The organism is Bacillus sp. AC266, from assembly GCF_979253805.1.
In genome coordinates, this window is record NZ_CEEDEC010000004.1 from 127,516 (window position 1) to 144,321 (window position 16,806).

Below are 16,806 nucleotides of genomic sequence, written 5' to 3' on the forward strand. Positions count from 1 at the left end.
TAATTCCTAAAGGAAAGAAGAAAGCTTTATTCCAGATGGAGTAAAGCTTTCTTTCAATTTTTTACATTAATTAATTAATTCTAATACTAAGATTTTACAAGGAGGATTTTTATCATATGAATTTTATTAGCATTCGAAAAAAACTAATGTTCATGATGGGAATGATTTGTGCTTTATTCGGCATCGCCTTAGCTTTTATTTTATTCTTTACCATGGATCAGTCTCATAAAGCTGAAACATTACAAAAAGAAATTTCTCCTCTTGCAACAGAATTGAAAGAGCGCGGAGACGCTTATCAAGTACAACTTTCTGCTTTAAGAGGTTATTTACTACAACATGATCAAGTCGAATTAGACAAGTTTAATGAGATGAGTAAACGTCTTGAAGATACAAAAGGGCAACTTCTTTCTAACCCTAACACTTCTCAGTCCGTGAAAAGCACAATGGAATTAGGATCCACTTGGAGAAAGTTCATTGAAGAGAAAGTATTCACTCTTGCAAAAGAACAAAAATGGGAAGAAGCTTTACAAGTAGCTTCTACAGAGAATGGCACTGTTTATAAAGTAATCGGTGATTTCACAAATTACAGTAATGAACAAGCTAAATTACGTGAACAATCTATTGAAAAAATCGATCAATCTTCACTACGAATTGAATATGTTGTCTTCTTATCACTTGTTATTTGTATTGTAACTGCAATTATTCTTGCATGGTGGTTCTCTGGTAAGCTTGTAAAACCAATTCAACAAATTGATACTAAACTAAAAGAATTAGCCTCTCAAGAAGGCGACTTAACAGCCCGTCTACAAGTAAATAGCAATGATGAAATCGGTGCAATTGCATCATCGTTTAATAAAATGTTAGAAAACCTGCAACATATCATTAATCGTGTTCAAAAAACATCTGTAGAAGTACAAACAGCTTCTGAAAATATGCTAGAAAAGACTAATACATCACGCGAGGCAACAATAAGAGTTCAAAGCTCGATGTCCAACTTAAATTCAAGTATTCAATCGCAAACTTCTAGTATGGAAGAAAGCTCGACTGCGATGGATGATATGGCAATAAGTGTTCAGCGTATCGCTGAATCTGCTTCATCTGTAGCCGAACTTGCTGTAGCTACATCTGAACACGCTAACGACGGAAGTACTGTTATCCAAAAATCTGTTTCACAAATGACAACGATACATGAAGCTGTAAATGCTACATCAGAAGTAGTCGAACGTCTAATCACTCATACAAAATATATTGATACAGCTGTACAATCTATTTCTAATATCGCTGAACAAACAAATCTACTTGCTTTAAATGCTTCTATTGAAGCGGCTCGTGCTGGTGAACAAGGAAAAGGATTTGCTGTCGTAGCTGATGAAGTTCGTAAACTTGCGGAACAATCAAAAACAGCGGCAAAAGATATTAACCAATTGCTTCATCAAATTCAAAATGATACGGAAACTGCTAACTCTATGATGTCTAAAGGTCGTTCTGAAGCATTTGAAGGCATTACTGTCGTTCGTGAGGCTGGTACTTCTTTCACAACAATTGTTGAACAAGTAAATAAAGTATCAACTCAAATGCAAGACATATCAGCAACTGCTGAAGAAATGGCTGCAAGCGCTGAAGAAATGAACGCTTCACTTAATAACATCGCTTCTATTTCAAATGAAGTATCTAGTGAAACAGCCGCAACGGCACAATCTGCTGAACAGAAAGTCATCGTGATGAATGAAATGACTCTCACTGCAAAACAAATGAAACAAACAGTTGAAGAATTAGATCAGCTTGTATCTCATTTTAAAACTGAATAGCTTTTCAAAAAAATATTCCTCTCTCAGAGAGGAATATTTTTTTGAGCTCATTTCCTGCACTTATCCCGCATATCCGTTATAATGAGAACCGATATCATTAATATTTAGGGGGTGCTACACATGTCACAACAAGCATTTGAAGAAAAGTTATATGCAAACTTAGAAGCTGTTATTGACCCTGAGCTAGGTGTTGATATTATCAATCTCGGATTAGTTTATGACGTTACAGCAGATGAAAATAATAATGCTGTCGTTACAATGACGATGACTTCTATCGGTTGTCCAATGGCTGGCCAAATCGTATCAGACGTTAAAAAAGTATTATCAACGAACGTACCTGAAGTAAATGAAATAGAAGTAAACGTTGTATGGAATCCGCCATGGACGAAAGAACGTATGTCGCGTATGGCGAAAATCGCACTAGGTATTCGTGATTAAATAAGGAAAAGACCTGACAATCCAGTCAGGTCTTTTTTCTCTTATTATTTTACTCCTACAGCGTCATAAGCTTTCGTTACAGCTTGTACCTCTTTAGAGTTTTTACCGAATAAATCTTCTGCTGATTGAAGTGCAGCTTGACGCATCATTTTGAAATCAGAGTTTGCAGTTAAATATTTTGTAAGAGCACGATAGTAAATTTTTTCTGTTGCTTCACGGCCCACTCCAGTTACTTTCACATTGTAATGCGTGCCGCCCTCAGAAACTAAATACGCCGCCTTATTGTTAATACTACTGTTAATATGAACGCCGCCATTATCAGCTGTTCCAGTATAACGTTTATTGTAGTGATCTGGGTAACCTTCACCTGGTTTTAATGGGTTTGGAATAGATGCTGGATCCTTCAGAGAACGAAGTGCATCTCCAGGTTTACCAGGTGTATAAATATCAGCACCTAAATCCCAGCTCTTCTTCTCAACCATGACGCCCATAATATCAGATAACGATTCATTTAACGCTCCTGATTCATTTTTATATACAAGGTTTGCTGTATGTTCAGTTACAGCATGCGTTAATTCGTGGCCAATAACGTCTAGGCCAGCTGATAATGGAATAAATGTCTTACCATCTCCATCACCATACATCATTTGTACACCGTTCCACGCTGCGTTATTCCAAGATTCACCTACGTGAACAGCAGAAATAAGTTTTGCACCTTTATCATCGAAAGAGTTACGGTTAAATGTCTTTTTATAATAATCATATACTTTTCCTGCATTCACATGCGCATCAACTGCCGCTTTATCTTCGAAGAACTTAGATTTACTTCCAATTTCTTCTCCTGTATATCCAAGAATTTGTGAGAATAAATTAAACCAGTCTTCGTTCATATTCTCTGCATCAAATGTATGGACACCTTGTCCTCGTGTACCATCAAATAAGTTGAACGCTCCTGTTTTCGTATCTTGAGCAATTTCAAATGATTGTCTAGCACCTAATACTCCGTAACCAAATCCAGTAATGTTATCTACAGCATTATATTTCTCAATAACATTTCCATTTGTTGCATCAACAAAGTAATGCCAATATCCTGGAGCTGGTTTCGAAACCGACGCTTTTACAAGATATGCAAGATAGTATTGACCATCTTTTTCATACACATATAAATCTTTTTTCACACCATCATAATTCTTTACTTTACCAATTTCTTTCTCAATATTAGCTTTTGCAATCGTTTCTGCTTGTTCCGCACTAATACTTGCAGATGCAGGAATATTTTTATTATCTAAATTCGGAATAACTTGTCCGAAAAATGCTTTTACATTATTCTCTTTATCAAGCGTAACTGTTTGATCTGAACCATACACAGGAATGTTATTATGCTTCTCAACTAACTTCACATGTGTTGTACCAGACTCAGCATCTTTTTCTTCACCAACGATATTGAAATGTTTGTCAATATTTCCTGCTAGTTTAAACATATCTTTTTTACTCTCTAAATATTGAAAGACCGTCTCTTTTTTATCTAGTCCTTCCGGCGCTTTCCATTCTTCACCTATGTAAGCTGGTGTTTTAAACTCTTGGTGATACTGGATTTTTTGCTCTTCTGCTTTCGTCGTAGTTGCTCCAAATGCCCCAAATCCACTTGCGATAACAGTTAATGCTAATGCTGATGAAATTACTTGCTTTTTCAATCTAACACTCCCCATTTCCCTAAAAGTTTTTAACACCTTTATAAATATTCTGAATAATCTTTCCAATACCTGCTCTCAAAAATTGAGAAAGTTTTTTCTGTTAATTTAACTCACACAAAAAAGGATACCGTTTTCGATATCCTCTTCCCTATAACTTTTCATCTCACTATTCACATACTTAAAACCGCCATGGGTTAAAGTTTCACTTTATTCCATTTTCATTTCAATCGCTAAGTAGTGAGAGTTTTCTTTCGCTTGAATGTGAATATCTTCTTCTACAGCCTCCGCTGCATCACGCATTACGAGTGTTTCACCGTTTACAACGCTGCTACCTTCAATTTGTACAATGTACAATTGACGTCCTTCTTTAACAGGAAAATGAATTTCTTTACCAGCTTCTAATGATAAAGAATATAAATTTGCATCTTGGTGAATATGAATTGGTGCATCTCCATCAGAAGGAGATACCATATGGAACCACTCATTTTCACGTTTACTCCAATCAAATTTAAACTCACCATAGTTTGGTTTATGACCGTCGCGGTCTGGTAAAATCCAAATTTGCAATAAACGTAATGTTTCACTTCCTAAGTTATGCTCACTGTGAAATACACCAGTACCTGCACTCATATATTGAACATGCCCACGCTCAATTGTCCCGCGGTTCCCCATACTATCTTCATGTGTTAATTCACCATCTATAACGTAAGAGATAATCTCCATATCACGGTGCGGATGCATATCAAAACCAGTTTGTGGCGCTATTAAATCATCATTCATAACACGTACTGCTCCAAAATTCATGTTGTTTGGATTATAATAATTTGCAAAGGAAAAATGAAAATGTGTATTTAACCACCCATGATTTGCTCTTCCCATATTTTTATGATCAATTTTTCTAAACATATCCTTCACCTCATATTATCTCGAAATCGAGATAATTATTTTTAATTTTCATCACTGCAACTTCTTCAGTAATTCTAATAATTGTTTTTGTTCTTCTCTATTTAACTTATCAAATTGCTCTGCTTGAAATGTTTCTTGCGGCGGGACTATTTCTTCATATAGAACCTTTCCCTTTTCTGTTAATGAAATATATTTCGTAGTACCTTCTTGTTCACGCTGAATCCAATCTAGTTGCTCCATCTTATTTAAAAGTTGAGTAACATTTCCTTTCGTAACAAACAACTTATTTCCAAGTTCTTGCTGCGTTAAACGATCGTTTCCTCCAATTTGAACTAATACATCAAACTGAGCGGCAGATACATTCCACTTTTTCAAATGCTGATTCGTCTCACGAATACTTCTATTATAAAAGCGTGATAAACGAAACCATAATAGTACTCCAAGTCTTTCCCCTGCTTTCATTCCATCACCTCGCTCATTTGATACTATTAGTTTAGAACTAAACTTATTAAAGGTCAACTACTTATTTTAAATTAGCAATAAATAAAAGCACAGTGATTTTTCTCCACTATGCTTCAGATTAAATTTCTATTTTTATATTCATCTAGCTTCCTCTCCGCGAAATGCCTCGCATCTTTCTCAATCCATCTTTCTTCGTATAGTTCATTTCCAACATATAGTACATCGTCCTTATGCTGCATCGCATGCCTGAATTCATGCAATAGCGTTTTGAGCACTTGCTCATACTCTTCCCACATACAAACGAAAATTAATTGTTTTTCTTTATGATAAAAACCACCTACTGGGAATAAAAACTCCTCTTCTTCTTCTCCTAATGATAAAAGTACATGATTCGCATCACACGTATCACAAAAAATAACTGGCGTTGCACTTACTTCAATAAGAGAAAACAAATCATTTCTTAACTTTTTGACATCCCAAGGAAGCTCCGAATCCAACACATACCAATTCTCAACTTGTTGATATACATTTTGAAACTGGAGTTCCATTTCTCAATAATCCCCTTCCTAAACTCCCTTTTCCTATATATATGCCACAATATGGTAAATATTAAACATACACTTTCATCCTTTAAAAAATGACGATAAAAAAGAATCTATGTCAGCATAGATTCTTTTTCCGTAATCACTTTTTTTTCATCATTTTTTTTAATATAAAATAACCAATTGCACAAACAATAGCAGCAAGTGCAAAGTATTTCACATATGGCCCAGCTACTTTATTAATACTTTCCCACTCTGTTCCTAATTTAAAACCTAAATATACAAATACAATTGACCATGGAATAACAGCTAGTGTAGTTAGCGTAATAAACTTAGCATGTGACATTTTCGCAATACCCGCTGGTATCGAAATAGCATGACGCACAACAGGAATAAAACGCGCTGTAAAAATAACACCAGTTCCGTAACGATTAAACCACGCTTCAGCATAATCAATATGTTTCTTCTGAATCAAAATATATTTTCCATATCGCTCAAGAACAGGTCTTCCTCCGTATCGACCGATCCAATAAATGAATAGTTGTGCGATTACACCACCAATTGTACCGAACGCGACAGCCCCCAAAATGTAATGCTTCCTGTTGATACTAAATAACCTGCATAAGATAATACGATTTCACTTGGGATAACCTCTATCATTAATCCCAGCATAATTCCCCAATAACCAAGTCCTTCTAGAAAAACTAAAACTGAATGAATCAACTCTCCTAACATCATTTACCTCTCTTTACTGTTTTCATTGCAAAAAATAAAAGTACAAGCAGTAAATATCTTGTACTTTTATTTTTTCAAAATTTATCTAGTCTTCGTATCCCACTTAAAGATTTTATTTAAAAATTTATATACATTCTTTGACTCTTTCGTCAGAAGTGGACCTAAGATCGATAGTATAAGCACGTATAGTGCTGAGAATGGTTTCAGTACTGACATTAAACCACCGGCGATGCCGATATTAGCCATAATGATGGAGAATTCTCCTCTTGAAACGATTGTTAATCCAATATTTGTTGATGCTTTATGAGATAATCCAGCTTGTCTTCCTGCAATCATCCCTGCAACAAAGTTTCCGACGATTGTAAGAAGGACAGCACCTAACGTTAACCATATCGCCCCGCCTAATGAAAACGGATCGATACTTAATCCGAAACTGAAGAAGAAAATAGCTCCGAAGAAGTCTCTAAATGGAACAACAAGATGTTCAATTCGATCACTATGCTCTGTCTCAGAGAAAACTAACCCTAAAAGAAGTGCCCCGATTGCTTCTGCAACGTGAATTGTTTCTGAAAAACCTGCAATAAAGAATAACGAAGCAAATACTACAATAATGAAAATTTCATCTGAACTAATATTGAGCAATTTATTTAATAACGGCGTCGCCTTTCTAGCTACAATAAAGAAGAGAAGCATGTATCCTAAAGCAATTCCAATTGAAGTAAGAGCACCTAAGAAGGAAGCATGATCCCCAAGAACTAAGCCTGAAACGACTGATAAATATACAGCAAGGAATATATCTTCAAACATAATAATTCCTAAAATTAATTCGGTTTCATTATTACCAGTTCTTCTTAAATCAACTAATACCTTTGCAACGATAGCACTAGAAGAAATCGTAATAATACCCGCAATAATTAAGATTTCGAGTAACGGGAATCCCATTATAAATCCGTATAATAATCCTAGTGAAAAGTTAATCAAAATATAGATTGTTCCGCCAATCGCGATAGAACGTCCAGATTTAATTAGTTTTTTCATCGAAAACTCTAATCCCAGATAGAAAAGAAGGAACAGAACACCAATCCTTCCAAGGAAGGATATCACACTTGCACTTTCAATAAATTTGAGATCGATAACACCTATTGTCGGCGCGTGCGGACCTACTAACATGCCAAGAACAATTAGAAAAGGAATTACTGAGAATTTAAACTTTCCAGCGATTACCGCCGCAATTGCTACTAAAACTAAAGCTGTACCAACTTCAAAAATTAAAGTATCCATCTAGTCAGTCCCCCTATTCGAAAGTAATTCATTAATAATCTTTTTAATTTCTTCTCTCTCACCAGAAACTACAAGCATATCTCCTTCTTCAATCGCCGTGTCTGGACCTGGATTAAATAGCTTTTTCATATTCTTTTTCATAACTGCAATTATCGTTACGCTATATGTTTTTCTTATTTCAAGGTCGCCAATTGTTTTTCCGATTGCCGGAGCTGCATTCTCCACTTTAAACCACTCAATTGCTAAACCTTCAAAGACCATCTCAACATTTTCTAATGCTCTAGGCTTATATACCATTCCACCTAATATTGCTGCAATTTGTCTCGCCTCTGAGTCACGCAATGAAATACTTGATAGACTTTCTTCATGATCTGAATCAAAATGATACATTTCTCTACGCCCATCATCATGAATGACGATCACCATCTTTTCGTTACCTTTCGTAACGATTTGAAATTTATAACCAATACCCGGAAGTTCACTTTCTCTAATATTCATATTTAGCTCCTCCATAACTTCTTTATTTTAATTTTCTGTTTTTCTGTCTTTTGTTCATCCAATCAATTTTAGAAATTCTAACCATTCAGGATACCTATGACTTGGAAATCTTTTATTGTAATAATAAGTGGCTCCTAAAAAGATACTTAAAGATGTAATGATAAAAAATAAATTACTTCTTATTTTCAAACTCTTAAGACTTACTTTCAATAAAGATTCTTCTTTCAAATTATCCCCTCTTTTTCGCTTTAAATTTAGTTTTTTAAAATGTAAATAATTCTAAAAATATTACGATGTAACATAATCATAACACGAAATGCATTTAAGTAACATGATTTTTTAGAAAAATTGATTCTAGTATATTTTTTGCATATAATTTTCTTATTACGAAAAAAAGGAAGTGTATTATATGGTTGATATCTTTAGCAGATTCCTTGAGGTAACGAATAATATTTTATGGTCATATATTCTTATTGCAATGTTAATCGGCTTCGGTCTTTATTTCTCTTTCAAATTAAAATTTGTCCAAATTACTCATTTCCGTGAGATGGTCAGTTTAATTAGTAAAGGATTTAATCGAAAAGAAAAAAAGAAAGATAGCATCTCTCCATTCCAAGCATTTTGCTTAAGTGCAGCGGCACGTATCGGTATCGGTAACTTAGCTGGTGTAGCATTAGCCATTTCAATGGGTGGACCTGGCGCAATATTTTGGATGTGGTTTATCGCTATCCTTGGAGCAGCTACTAGTTTCGTAGAATGTACGCTCGCGCAAATTTATAAAGTAAAAGATGGAAGCAGGTTCCGTGGTGGACCAGCGTATTACATGGAAAAAGGGTTAAACAAACGCTGGATGGGTGTTTGGTTTTCACTTCTTATTACAGTTGCGTACGGATTAATTTTCAATTCTGTACAAGCAAACACGGTAACAATAGCATTTGAAAATGCTTTTGGACTAGAGCGAACGATCGTAGGAGCTCTATTAGCTTTATTAGTTGCAGTTATTATTTTTGGTGGTATCAAGAGCATTTCACGTATTACAGAAATGATTGTTCCTCCAATGGCAATCATTTATATCGGCGTAGCTGTTTTTGTCGTAATTAACAACTTCACTATGTTACCAAGCATTTTTACAGAAATATTTAACAGCGCATTTGGTTTAGACCAAGCTATCGCTGGTGGTATTGGAGCAGCAATCAAATTCGGAATTCAGCGCGGTTTATTCGCGACAGAAGCAGGTATGGGTAGCTCTCCTAATGCAGCAGCAACATCAGATGTATCTCACCCTGTAAAACAAGGACTTGTTCAAGCATTAGGTGTTTTCGTAGATACATTCTTAGTATGTACATCAACAGCGTTTATCGTATTATGTTCTGGACTTTACAAAGGATCGAATTTAGAAGGTATTGAATTAACACAACAAGCATTAAGTTCACAAATTGGACCGTGGGCAAGCACTTTCTTAGCGATTATTATTTTCCTATTCGCTTTCAGTTCTTTACTAGGAAACTACTATTATGGTGAAACAAACATCGCATTCATTAAAGAGAGCAAAACATGGTTACTGATTTATCGTGTTGCAGTTGTCGGAATGGTGTTCTTCGGATCTATCGCTGCCCTTCAAACAGTTTGGAGTTTAGCCGATTTCTTTATGGGACTAATGGTATTCACAAACTTAATTGCCATCTCATTCCTTAGCAAGTTCGCCTACGCAGCATTAGTAGACTATATTAAACAAAAGAAACAAGGAAAAGATCCTGTCTTCGTTGCAAGTTCTATCCCTGGCTTAAAGAATACAGAGTGTTGGGATGGGCAAGATTTAGAAGAGAAGAAACAAGTTGGATAACAACTAAAAGCGGAAGAGGCTCGCAGGAAAAAGCGAAGCCACCGAATATTCTAGCCGCTGGAGCTATATAATAAAAAATCCCTATTACTTCATAGTAATAGGGATTTTTTATTTACAACCGTTCATAATTTGTTCAAATTAATTCCAGCAAAAGGGTTGATTTATACAAATTACTAGATTATAATAATTATAAATTAGTAATTCATATAAAATAATAACTCAAGAGGAGATTGATCATAATGAATACACAAGTAATCGAAGCATTAAACAAACAAGTAGCAAACTGGAGCGTTTTATTTACAAAACTACACAACTTCCATTGGTACGTAAAAGGACCTCAATTCTTCACACTACATGAAAAATTTGAAGAGCTTTACACAGAATCAGCTACTCACATCGATGAAATCGCAGAACGTATTTTAGCAATTGGCGGCAAACCAGTAGCAACAATGAAAGAATACTTAGAACTATCTTCTATTCAAGAAGCAGCTTACGGAGAAACTGCAGAAGGGATGGTCGAAGCAATCATGCAAGACTACGAAATGATGCTAGTCGAACTAAAAAAAGGCATGGTAATCGCTCAAGAATCTGACGACGAAATGACATCTGACCTACTACTAGGCATCTACACAGAACTAGAAAAACACGCTTGGATGCTACGTGCGTTCTTGAATCAATAATAGAACTAAAAGCGGAAGCGGCTCGTTCAGAACAGGAGGGTGTTGGAACTCCTGATTACGAGGCGCTTTTTGCCTCGAATGAAGGAGTGAAACAACCGACTGTTCTAGCCGCTGGAGCTGGATAATACTAAAAGCGGAGGTGACTTGCTCAGAACAAGAGGGCATTGGAGCTCCTGACGAAGAGGCGCTTTTTGCCTTCTTATGTGGAAGGTTCTTAGACACGAAGAGCTAGCCACCGGAGCTGGATACCACTTAAAGCGGAGGTGGCTCGTTCAGAATCGCAGGACATTGGAGCTCTCGACCTTGAAGCGCTTTTTGCTTCGAGCGAGAGAGCGAAATGACCGGAGATTCTAGCCGCTGGAGCTAGATACCACTTAAAGCAGAAGCGGCTCGTTCAGAGTCGCTTTTTTCTATTGATTGGTCGCACTTGATAATACATAAAATTATATCGATCGCAACTCACGATATATCAACGTTTCGACAAAGAATATCGCTTTACCAACAAATCACGACAATAATAGCACTCCCCTCCTCTACTTTTATCAATATATTACAATCTCTTTTATGTTAAAATATAGGTAACACCCTTTAGTAAAATAGATCCAAAAAAGCTTTTCCATATTCATCATTTACTACTTAAATGGCGGGAGTGGTTCAGTTGAAAGACTACTTAATTAGAGCATTTTTTGCGTTAATAACAGTTGGGATTCTCTTACTCATAGCTAATATTTTCAACATACGTGTCGAGGTTAAAGACTATGCTTTCCTCGTTGTTGTAGCTATTGGTGGCGGTTGGGGTGGCTGGTACCTGTATAAAAAACAAAGTAATCAAAATGATAAAGGCATTCCAAAATAATATGGAATGCCTTTTTTCTCTAATACATAATTAAGCTTAAACCACTAATAAAATCAGTCCCCAAAAACATCATACAACCCATATTCTATCGTAAATAAAAAGAATTCATTTTGAATATAGAAATAGTCCAAAATCTTGCATAACAGAGGTATGCCCCATTTGCCGCAACATTGTGGCTATATTCCCACGGTGATATGCTCCGTGGGTGACGACGTGTAGTATTGTTTCAGAAACCGTCGTATCCAGGAGCCCAGCATACGGATTATCAACCTCAAACACTTTTTCATAATCTTGTTGACTACTTAAATATTCTTTATATCGTTTAGATAATTCATAAAAACTAGTTTCCATTTCCTCAATATTTTTTGTTTCTAGCTGTTCTTTCAATTGTTCTGTGTGTACCATTGCATCACTCATACTTTTGCCAGAAATGATCTCGAGCCAGGCTAAATCTGTGAGGTATATGTGAGACATTACTTTTGCCACCGAAGAAAAACCACTCTTAACTTCCTTATGGAAAATGTCTTGCGGTAGTTCTTTTAAGCGATTTAAAATAACTTCATTTGCCCATAAGTGGTAGTTATACATTTTTAATACAGAACGACCCATGCTCATTTCTCCTCCAAATTTCATTTTAATGATTAGATTATGATACATAGCTGCTTAAAAATTCCCAAAGGATTACATCTATAAAATTTATTCTGATTACGATTAAAAAAACCTCTATTAACTTCATAAAAAACATTCGCCATCTTCCACAATCTGACCCTTTAACGGAACAATTCTATGTCACTCAATAATTCCTTACTCACCTTTTATTCAGATATTCTTTTTTTTAGTCATCAAAATATCCCTCCATCTACTTCCCCTCTTCGAAGGATTTCACATCTCACTATCAATATATTTAACCAAATTAAAAACACATGTCTTTTTGCGATAAAAAGACATGTGTTTCCAAAATCCACTATAAAAATGTACTATGATAACTGCTTCCACTTTGTCCCCAAAACAGGACGCTCATAATTTTGTATTTCATGAATTAATTTATCTGCCGTCTCAGCTGAAACGATCAACTCTTTATTCGATGGGTTCATAAAGCCTTCTTCCGCTGCGCGATCAACCATTTGCAGAATTGGTCCGTAGAAGTCTTTAATATTTAATAAACCAACTGGCTTATCATGTATACCAATTTGTGACCAACATACAACTTCAAATAGCTCTTCAAATGTTCCGTATCCGCCTGGTAATGCAATGAAAGCATCCGCAAGCTCTGCCATTTTTGCTTTACGTTCGTGCATCGTTTCTACTTCAATTAATTCTGTTAATCCTGTATGAACGATTTCACCACGGAATAAACCACGCGGCATAACACCTGTTACACGTCCACCTAAACGAAGAACTTCGTTTGCTACTTCTCCCATTAATCCAACGCATGAACCGCCGTATACAAGCTCATAATCGTTCTCAACAAACATTTCCCCTAACTCTATTGCCTGCTCCTTAAATTCTGGTCTTCCCCCTAAATTTGAACCTGCAAACACACAAATCTTTCTCATTCCTACACCCCGAAACTATATATTGTTATGATACAATGAGTATTGTACAACATATTGAAGGGATGAGGAAGAAATGGATATCGTCGCATTTCAAAGATGGGTGGAGGAATTTTACGAAAAACGAAGCTGGTCACAGTACAACTCCTTTATTCGCTTAAATTTCTTAACTGAGGAAGTTGGTGAAGTTTCACGCGTTGTTCGCGCAATTGAAATCGGTCGTGATCGCCCTGATGAACAAACGAAAACACAAGAAGAGCTAAAACAAGAACTAAAGGAAGAACTTGGTGATGTACTATCTAATCTTATTGTTCTTTCACAAAAATATGATTTGGATTTACAAGACATTATGGAAACACACGTCACAAAGCTTTCAAAAAGATTCGAAACATCTAAATGAGAACATTATCAATTGTGATATAATGTTCTTGTCAAAATAATAAGGGGGATTTTATGTTATCTAAAAAATTGCACGACGCACTAAATGAACAAATGAATTTTGAATTTTACTCTGCCCACGCTTATATGGCAATGGCCGCTTACTGTACAGCGGAAAGCTACGATGGATTCGCTAACTTTTTCCTTGTACAAGCTGAAGAAGAGCGTTTCCACGCAATGAAGCTTTACAACTACATTAATGACCGCGGCGAGCGCGCTATTATTACTGGATTTGATCATCCTAATAACGAATATGATTCTGTATTGAATGCTTTTGAAGTAGCACTTGAGCACGAGCGTGAAGTAACGAAGCGCATTTATCACTTATCTGATATCGCTTGGGATGAGCGTGAACACGCAACAATTACCTTCTTAAAATGGTTCGTTGACGAGCAAGTAGAAGAAGAAGCTTCATTTGATAGCATCATCCAAAAATTAAAACGTATTACAAGCGATTCAAACGCATTATTTATGCTAGATGCTGAATTAGAGAAACGTACATTTACGCCTCCAGCTGAGTAGTATTCCAATCACCTTAATGAATGTATTAAGGTGATTTTTTATTTTCTCTTTAGCTTAAAATCACCTTAAATTTCCTCATATTTGACATAATGTCAACTATAAAATGGTATTATTTTCAATATAAAATGATATAAAAGGAGAGAAAAAATGAATCAACGTGTAGAAGTTGTTGATGCAATGCGTGGTTTTGCTTTATTTGGTATTTTACTTGTTAATATAACATTAATTCAATTCGGGTTCTTCGCTAATGAAAAACCATCCTATATATTTGGCGGACTCGATAAAGGTGCTAATTGGTTTATTCAATTTTTTGGCACACAAAATTTCATTTCTTTATTCTCTTTTTTATTTGGTCTTAGCATTATTTTGTTACAAAAAAGCATTGTCGCAAAAGGAAAAAAGTTTTCCCCTACATATTTACGTCGTATTCTTATTCTTTTACTACTAGGTTTTATTCACGGCGTGCTCATTTGGTCAGGGGATATTTTATTCTCATATGGCCTCATCGGGATTTTCTTACTGATGTTTATAAACAGAAAGCCAAAAACATTATTAATTTGGGCAACTATTCTACTCGCACTCCTTACACTTATGACTTATTCAACTGACCCAAATACAAATGTTACTGATTTTGCTCCTTATATTGAAAAAGAACATAAAGTTCATGAGACTGGAAGCTATATGGATCATGTCAACTTTAGGTTAACTGAAAATCCTTTCGAATATATAGGCATTGACGGTTTCTTCGGATTAACCTTTATAACACTTTTCACACTCATTTTCCTATCTCCACTCTTCTTAATCGGTATGTACGTAGGAAAAAAAGGATGGTTATTTGAGATTGATAAGCATATCTCTGCTGTCAAAAAGGTCTGGATTCTTACTGGTATTTTCTCTTTTACAATCAAAACTTCAGCTATGTTCGTTAAACATCCTATTTTACTTATGTTACAAGACGGCCTTACACCAGTAACCATGACCTTCTTTTACGGAAGCACAATTATTTTATTATTCCATTACAAAAAAGCAACCCGTCTACTAACATATATGGCCAATATGGGAAAAATGTCGGTTAGTAATTACTTAGCCCAGTCTATTATCACAACAACAATTTTTTACGCATACGGCTTTGGCTTATTCGGTAAAATAGGATATTTCTTCGGTATTCTTTTAACGATTGGAATCTATACAATTCAATTATTTGTTAGCACATATTGGCTGCGAAAATATCGAATGGGTCCTGTTGAGTATATATGGAGGCTTGGAACTTATTTGGAGAAACCACAATTTAAAAGAGACTTAGATAGAGCAAGTTAAATAAAAAAGCAATGAGCCTACGCTCATTGCTTTTCTTAATTTATTAAAGCATAACCCCAACGATAATCGCTGATAATATACTTACTAACGTTGCACCGTATACAAGTTTTAATCCGAATGAAGATACAACGTTTGCTTGTTTGCCATCGATACTCTTCGTTGCACCTGCGATAATTCCGATTGATGAGAAATTCGCAAATGATACAAGGAAGATAGATAAAATACCTACTGTACGAGCTGATAAATCACCAGCTACTTTTCCAAGGTCAAGCATTGCAACGAATTCGTTCGTTACTAATTTCGTTGCCATAATTTGTCCTGCCGTTAGCATCTCTGATGTTGGAATACCCATTACGAATGCTAATGGTGAGAAAACATATCCTAAAATGCTTTGGAATGTGATTCCGAAAATTGAATCGAATACACCGTTAATTGCTGTAATTAATGCTACGAAACCGATTAACATTGCCGCTACTGTTACAGCGATAGAGAAACCAAGCATAATATATTCGCCTAACATTTCAAAGAATGTTTGTTTTTTATCTTCTTGTAATTCTAAAATGTCGTCTTCTTCTTTTACGTCATACGGATTAATAATATGAATGATAATAAATCCACTAAATAAGTTTAGTACAAGTGCTGTTACTACATATTTTGGATCAATCATCTTCATATAAGAACCAACGATTGACATCGAAACTGTTGACATTGATGATGCACAAAGTGTGTATAAACGATTTTTCGGTAATTTGCTTAATTGATCTTTTACTGTAATAAATACTTCACCTTGGCCGACAATTGCCGCTGCTACTGCATTATATGATTCAAGTTTTCCTAAACCGTTAATTTTACTTAATACGAAACCGACTGCACGAATGATAATCGGTAAAACTTTAATATGTTGTAAGATTCCAATTAGTACTGCTAAGAAAATAATTGGTAATAATACCGTTAAGAAGAATGGTGCTTGTCCATCATTTGCTAGACCACCAAATACGAAATTAACCCCTGCTTCCGCAAATTTTAAAATAGCGCCAAATCCATCTGCAATCCCTTTTACTAATACAAATCCGACCTTTGTATTTAGTAAGAAATACGCAAGTACCAATTGAATGACCAGCATAAGTGCAATTGGTTTATATTTAATTTTCTTACGATCTGAACTGATAAGGAACCCTAGTACAAATACTACAAGTAAACCGACTAGAAACATTACGATTTTCATATGTGAAT

At 35.4% G+C, this 16,806-nt stretch carries 18 protein-coding genes and 1 pseudogene; 9 read left to right on the top strand and 10 right to left on the bottom strand.

Translation table 11 applies throughout. The features are described from left to right. Window positions 1–116 precede the first annotated feature (116 nt). Entirely contained in the window at window positions 117–1,808 is a 1,692-nt protein-coding gene (locus AC0IXC_RS17725; RefSeq protein WP_012261951.1) for a methyl-accepting chemotaxis protein, read from the top strand. 120 nt (window positions 1,809–1,928) lie between these two features. Further along, entirely contained in the window at window positions 1,929–2,246 is a 318-nt protein-coding gene (locus tag AC0IXC_RS17730) for a metal-sulfur cluster assembly factor (RefSeq protein ID WP_002015982.1), read from the top strand. 44 nt (window positions 2,247–2,290) lie between these two features. Here AC0IXC_RS17730 and AC0IXC_RS17735 read toward each other — a convergent pair whose 3' ends face one another. The 7 genes and pseudogenes from AC0IXC_RS17735 to AC0IXC_RS17765 form a co-directional block, all read right to left on the bottom strand. Continuing rightward, on the bottom strand, window positions 2,291–3,940 hold the full coding sequence (locus AC0IXC_RS17735; RefSeq protein ID WP_158664745.1) for a M4 family metallopeptidase: 1,650 nt from the start codon (window positions 3,938–3,940) through the stop codon (window positions 2,291–2,293). Window positions 3,941–4,147: 207 nt separating this feature from the next. Continuing rightward, a complete protein-coding gene (locus AC0IXC_RS17740) occupies window positions 4,148–4,846 on the bottom strand; it encodes a pirin family protein (RefSeq protein ID WP_471653096.1) in 699 nt (232 codons plus the stop codon). 51 nt (window positions 4,847–4,897) lie between these two features. Next, window positions 4,898–5,308 carry a MarR family winged helix-turn-helix transcriptional regulator gene (locus tag AC0IXC_RS17745; RefSeq protein WP_002129828.1) on the bottom strand — a complete coding sequence of 137 codons (411 nt, stop codon included), beginning with the start codon at window positions 5,306–5,308 and terminating at the stop codon, window positions 4,898–4,900. Between the two features lie 113 nt (window positions 5,309–5,421). After that, a complete protein-coding gene (locus AC0IXC_RS17750) occupies window positions 5,422–5,856 on the bottom strand; it encodes a DUF3920 family protein (protein ID WP_002015986.1) in 435 nt (144 codons plus the stop codon). Between the two features lie 136 nt (window positions 5,857–5,992). Beyond that, window positions 5,993–6,585: pseudogene (uptA, locus tag AC0IXC_RS17755) on the bottom strand (undecaprenyl phosphate transporter UptA). Window positions 6,586–6,666: 81 nt separating this feature from the next. Beyond that, entirely contained in the window at window positions 6,667–7,866 is a 1,200-nt protein-coding gene (locus tag AC0IXC_RS17760) for a cation:proton antiporter (RefSeq protein ID WP_061690055.1), read from the bottom strand. Then, entirely contained in the window at window positions 7,867–8,364 is a 498-nt protein-coding gene (locus AC0IXC_RS17765) for a cation:proton antiporter regulatory subunit (RefSeq protein WP_088040394.1), read from the bottom strand. A 409-nt stretch (window positions 8,365–8,773) separates the two neighbouring features. On the opposite strand from AC0IXC_RS17765, the gene AC0IXC_RS17770 reads away from it, so the two are divergent. From AC0IXC_RS17770 to AC0IXC_RS17785, 4 genes are all read left to right on the top strand, one after another. After that, a complete protein-coding gene (locus AC0IXC_RS17770; protein ID WP_002184697.1) occupies window positions 8,774–10,207 on the top strand; it encodes an alanine/glycine:cation symporter family protein in 1,434 nt (477 codons plus the stop codon). A 239-nt stretch (window positions 10,208–10,446) separates the two neighbouring features. Next, a complete protein-coding gene (locus AC0IXC_RS17775) occupies window positions 10,447–10,887 on the top strand; it encodes a Dps family protein (RefSeq protein ID WP_201053318.1) in 441 nt (146 codons plus the stop codon). Continuing rightward, on the top strand, window positions 10,857–11,012 hold the full coding sequence (locus tag AC0IXC_RS17780) for a hypothetical protein (protein WP_061690052.1): 156 nt from the start codon (window positions 10,857–10,859) through the stop codon (window positions 11,010–11,012). The genes AC0IXC_RS17775 and AC0IXC_RS17780 overlap by 31 nt, the downstream gene beginning before the upstream one ends. A 533-nt stretch (window positions 11,013–11,545) precedes the next feature. Beyond that, on the top strand, window positions 11,546–11,743 hold the full coding sequence (locus AC0IXC_RS17785; RefSeq protein WP_000656312.1) for a hypothetical protein: 198 nt from the start codon (window positions 11,546–11,548) through the stop codon (window positions 11,741–11,743). 105 nt (window positions 11,744–11,848) lie between these two features. On the opposite strand, the gene AC0IXC_RS17790 is transcribed toward AC0IXC_RS17785, so the two are convergent. Both AC0IXC_RS17790 and AC0IXC_RS17795 read right to left on the bottom strand, forming a co-directional pair. Continuing rightward, window positions 11,849–12,352: a DinB family protein gene (locus AC0IXC_RS17790; protein ID WP_471653097.1), complete on the bottom strand. Its 504-nt coding sequence runs from the start codon at window positions 12,350–12,352 to the stop codon at window positions 11,849–11,851. 368 nt (window positions 12,353–12,720) lie between these two features. Then, on the bottom strand, window positions 12,721–13,299 hold the full coding sequence (locus AC0IXC_RS17795; RefSeq protein ID WP_471653098.1) for an LOG family protein: 579 nt from the start codon (window positions 13,297–13,299) through the stop codon (window positions 12,721–12,723). Between the two features lie 73 nt (window positions 13,300–13,372). On the opposite strand from AC0IXC_RS17795, the gene AC0IXC_RS17800 reads away from it, so the two are divergent. The 3 genes from AC0IXC_RS17800 to AC0IXC_RS17810 all read left to right on the top strand — a co-directional run bounded on the left by AC0IXC_RS17800 (window position 13,373) and on the right by AC0IXC_RS17810 (window position 15,573). Beyond that, window positions 13,373–13,696, top strand: coding sequence for a MazG nucleotide pyrophosphohydrolase domain-containing protein (locus AC0IXC_RS17800; protein WP_002089472.1), 324 nt, complete (start codon window positions 13,373–13,375; stop codon window positions 13,694–13,696). A gap of 53 nt (window positions 13,697–13,749) precedes the next feature. Continuing rightward, window positions 13,750–14,256 carry a ferritin gene (locus AC0IXC_RS17805; protein WP_002034655.1) on the top strand — a complete coding sequence of 169 codons (507 nt, stop codon included), beginning with the start codon at window positions 13,750–13,752 and terminating at the stop codon, window positions 14,254–14,256. Between the two features lie 147 nt (window positions 14,257–14,403). Next, window positions 14,404–15,573, top strand: coding sequence for a DUF418 domain-containing protein (locus AC0IXC_RS17810; RefSeq protein ID WP_088293145.1), 1,170 nt, complete (start codon window positions 14,404–14,406; stop codon window positions 15,571–15,573). A 43-nt stretch (window positions 15,574–15,616) separates the two neighbouring features. Here the strand turns inward: AC0IXC_RS17810 and AC0IXC_RS17815 are convergent, their stop codons facing one another. Beyond that, window positions 15,617–16,798 (bottom strand): NupC/NupG family nucleoside CNT transporter, encoded by a 1,182-nt coding sequence (locus tag AC0IXC_RS17815; RefSeq protein ID WP_061690049.1) that lies wholly within the window; start codon window positions 16,796–16,798, stop codon window positions 15,617–15,619. Window positions 16,799–16,806 lie beyond the last annotated feature (8 nt).